This is a genomic window from Aeromonas sp. A35_P (genome assembly GCF_002259925.1).
Taxonomy (GTDB): Bacteria; Pseudomonadota; Gammaproteobacteria; order Enterobacterales; family Aeromonadaceae; genus Aeromonas; species Aeromonas dhakensis.
On record NZ_NEVB01000143.1, the window covers coordinates 1 to 4,308 of the forward strand.

At 49.0% G+C, this 4,308-nt stretch carries 3 protein-coding genes; all 3 read left to right on the forward strand.

Going from position 1 to position 4,308, the window contains the following annotated elements; translation table 11 throughout:
• Nucleotides 1-462 (forward strand): hypothetical protein (locus CAK78_RS09610; protein WP_441296584.1); only part of this gene is annotated, 462 nt, incomplete at its 5' end.
• 6 nt (nucleotides 463-468) lie between these two features.
• Nucleotides 469-3,267 carry a DEAD/DEAH box helicase gene (locus CAK78_RS09615; protein WP_094697124.1) on the forward strand — a complete coding sequence of 933 codons (2,799 nt, stop codon included), beginning with the start codon at nucleotides 469-471 and terminating at the stop codon, nucleotides 3,265-3,267.
• A 2-nt stretch (nucleotides 3,268-3,269) separates the two neighbouring features.
• The coding region (locus CAK78_RS09620) for a hypothetical protein (RefSeq protein ID WP_141214161.1) at nucleotides 3,270-4,308 on the forward strand (1,039 nt) is incomplete at its 3' end.

Consider the following 4,308-nt stretch of genomic DNA (forward strand, 5'->3'; position numbering starts at 1 on the left):
AGTAAGAATGAAGTGGTGTTAGATCTACGTGAACTACTAAGTCAAAACTTCCTTTGTTATGACGGTCAGGATGAGGTGCCAGAGCAGATTCATAGCTACCTATCCAGTAATTGGAAAGAGCTGCGTAATTTATTAAAAAATGATCCGGTATTGGTGGCCAAGGCCAAGGATCGCTGGTATGTACCTGATCCTAATAAAGCGGGAGACTTGGAAAAACTGCGTGAGAAATCATTGCTTAAAGAGTTTGAAGAGTACAAGGCCGTCAAGAAAAAGCTCAAAGTGTTCCGCATTGAAGCAGTGCGTGTAGGCTTTAAGAAACTCTGGGAACAGCAGGATTTTGCCGCTTTGATCGCCGTGGCCGAAAAATTGCCCAACAATGTGCTGGAAGAGGATCCGGTACTACTGATGTACTACGACCAGGCTGTGACCCTGAGCCAGGTTGATGCCGACGATGAGTGGTAAACCGCCATGTGGCAGGTAGGAGACTGGGCCTGGAGTCAGGCCCATCAACAATATGTCAAAGTGATTGAAACCACTGGCCTCTGGGGCCAGCAGTTTTATCGTGTCTGGTTGCAGCAACAAGATGTGGTGCTCAAGGTCCCGGCTGTCGATCTCACCCCTCGGCCCGCACAGCCAGTGGTGACGGCTGAGGCATTCTGCTATCTAGCCACTGCCGCGAAAATTGCCAACGCTCAGCAAGAAGACATGCTGTTAGCCCCGATAGAATCAAATGTGATCCCGCTACCACATCAACTCAAGGCGCTCACCAAGGCGATGAGTAAAAAACAGGTGCGTTATCTGTTTGCCGATGAAGTTGGCCTGGGAAAAACCATCGAAGCTGGGCTGGTGATGCGCGAGTTGAAATTGCGCGGCTTGGCCAAGCGCATTTTGGTCTGTGCGCCAAAAGGGCTGGTTAGTCAGTGGGTCAGCGAAATGCAGACTCACTTTAACGAGTCATTTCAGCTGCTGCTGCCCAGTGAGCAAAAACCGCAACATGAGCAGGAGAATATCTGGTCACGTCATGATCAGGTGGTCTGCCCGGTTGACAGTATCAAGCCCATCGAAAGCCGCAAAGGCTGGACACTTAAACAGCTCAATGAATACAACAAGTTACGGTTTGATGATCTGTTGGCTGCGGGATGGGATCTGATCGTCATTGACGAAGCACATCGGCTCGGCGGCAGTACCGATCAGGTCGCCCGCTACAAGTTGGGTCAGGGACTGGCCGAAGCCGCCCCCTACCTGTTGCTGCTTTCCGCCACTCCCCATCAAGGCAAAAGTGATGCCTTCCATCGCCTGATGGCGCTTCTGGATGCTGAGGCTTTTCCAGATGTCAGCTCTGTGACCCAAGAGCGGGTTCAACCCTTTGTGGTCCGCACTGAAAAGCGGATCGCCATTGATGGCGAAGGCAAACCGCTGTTTAACCCCCGACAAACCGAACTGGTTGCGGTGGCTTGGCAAGATCAGCATGCCTTGCAGCGTCATCTCTACGAAGAGGTCACCGAGTACATCAAGGAGGGTTACAATCAGGCGCAAGCCAAACAGCAAAATGCCATTGGCTTTTTAATGATCCTCATGCAGCGCTTGGTTAGCTCCAGCAGTGCGGCCATCGCCCGCACCCTTGTTCGCCGACTCCATGTGTTGGAAAACAAGCGGGTTGAAGAGGCGTTGCCCCTTACCTTTGCCGATGAGTGGGCAGATCTGGATGGTCAAGCCCAGTTGGATGAGTTATTAGCAGAGTGTCAAGCCTCGCTGGAGAATGAGAAAAATGAGGTTCGCCGCCTACTAGCGTTAGCGGAGCAGTGCGTCAGTGCCGAAAATGATGCCAAGGCCGAAGCGCTGCTCGATTGGTTATACCGGCTCCAGCAAGAAGAGGGTAACCCACATCTGAAGATGTTGGTGTTTACCGAGTTTGTGCCAACCCAAGAGATGCTAGCCCAGTTCTTTATTGAACGGGGGATCAGTGTGGTCTGCCTCAACGGTTCCATGGATCTGGCAGAGCGCAAAAAAGTGCAAGCCGCCTTTGCCAGTGACATCCGCATTCTGATCTCCACCGATGCCGGTGGTGAAGGTTTGAACCTGCAGTTCTGCCATGTAATTGTGAACTACGATATGCCCTGGAACCCGATGCGCATGGAACAGCGTATTGGCCGCGTCGACCGTATCGGCCAACAGCACATCGTTCGAGCCCTGAATTTCGTGCTTGAAGATACTGTCGAGCACAAGGTTCGTGAAGTTCTCGAAACCAAGTTGCAGATCATCCTGGATGAGTTTGGTGTTGATAAGACCAGTGATGTACTTGACTCCTCCGCCGCCAATCATCTGTTTGATGAACTGTTTATCGCCTCTATCACGGATCCTGCGTTAATGGATCAGGAGTTAGCCAAAGCCTTGGCTACGTTAAGAGACGGCGCAGTCGATAAGCGGCAGCAGGATGCGCTGTTTGGCGGTGATGATCCCTTATCTGCCGACGACTATCGCCAAGCCCTGAACCACCCGCTGCCTTATTGGATACAGAGCATGGTTGCCAATTACTTACGTTGGCAACGCAGCATGCAGCAATCCGCGGATTTCATTGAAGATCAGGAAGGTGGACATACCTTAATCTGGCCAGATGGCGCAGCATGGAGTGGTGTCACTTTTATGGGTAAAGAGGCCCAGCAACGACCCGAGCTTACCCATCTCACACTGGAAAACCCCAAGATCAGAGGGCTATGTAGCCAATTGCCGGTCTGGAGTGAAGCGCAACCGATTCCTTGTGTCAGGGTAAAGTCGTTACCAGCGGGAGCCAATGGTTACTGGGCATTGTGGAGTATCCGCCTGGTGGCAGGCCAAGAGCGTCGCTGCCAATACATGCCTGTCTATATCAAACCGAATGGTCAGTATTATGCTACTGCGTCGCAGCGAGTCTGGGATGCGGTCTGTAGTAAAGCGTTCGACATCTTGCCTCAAGAATTGGCCGCCGCACCAGTTGAACATCAGTCAGTCTATGAACTGCTACATCAGGCTGCGCAACAGGAAGGCAAAGCGATGTTCGAGAGCATGCTGGCAGCCACTCAAACCGATTTAGAAAACCAGTTTGAGAAAGGCGAATACTCATTTAACGCCAGAAAACGTGCGATAGAACGCGTTGGATTACCAGAGGTTCGTCAATACCGTTTGCGTCAACTTAATAGTGAATATGCACTGTGGCGTCAGGAGCTGGACAAAAAGCGCAACGCGATTCCGGACATGATGCTGCACGCTGTTTTTGAAATTAAAGGATGAATATGACTTGGCAGGATGATGTTATTCAAAAAGTAAACTTGGATGGTTCGTTTGTTTACATCGTTAACGATCCTGATGGACTGCTCTTTGAGCCTAAAATATCCTCTGCCTTGCAAAAAAAAGATGCAATTTTATTTGATGACAAGGATCCTCTCGCACTTCGACTAACGTATGAAGCATGGAGGAAACGGACTAAAAAAAACTCCCTCTTAATCCGTCTGGGTCAAGAGGGAGGGCTATTTATCCCCTATGACATTCAGGTTGAATCAAGTCAAATTAACTTTCACTTATCTGAGTTTTTTCAAGACATTGATTTATCGGCCATCAGGTTGCTCCCTGCGTCGTTACTCCAGTCGGCAACGGATGCACTGAAATTATATACGCCTGGCAAACTGAATCTGCAGTCCAGCCTCGACTTCTTACTTCGCCACATTTATCGCATAGCTCCTGAGACGATCCAAACTAATACAGACCTTGTTAGGCTGTTAATCAGAAAACACTACGTTGGCATTGAGATGCCAACGCAGATTGAAGAGCGCCTCATTCGCCTGCTCAGTCTTTCACCGAAATTTAAATGCTGGGACTTTAATGCATTAATTCCAAACAAGAGTGCATTTTTTGATTTCTTGCAGCAACAATGGGAAATGTATCTGTATAGTGAGCTACCTAATGCTATTGCAAGTACGGCGTGGCCAAGCGAGAAACTTGTAGTACCATTTGCAGATAGTGACATTCGTGTTTTTATTGATAACTTGTTTGCCGAGGGCATTATCAAACCGGTGAAAGCTGACGGCCTCCCCGCAGGACATTGGGCCTGGTTTGGTATAGCTAAAGAGCCTGAGATAACCGAGCGCGAACGGATAAGCCTTTTATTGAAAAATGCCAAGGCTTACTTTGAAAAATGTGATTTAGAAACTATTAATACTGAATTTTGGTTTGAGCAATCCCACTCGCTTGGGATTATGAATGCATTGTTTTATGAAAACAAAAAACAACCTCCTGTTGCTGCTCTTTTCGAAGAAATAAAGAAATTAAACACCA

Excerpts from the sequence above, each read along its gene's own strand:
- CAK78_RS09615 (WP_094697124.1), top strand. The coding sequence starts at position 469 with ATGTGGCAGGTAGGAGACTGGGCCTGGAGTCAGGCCCATCAACAATAT.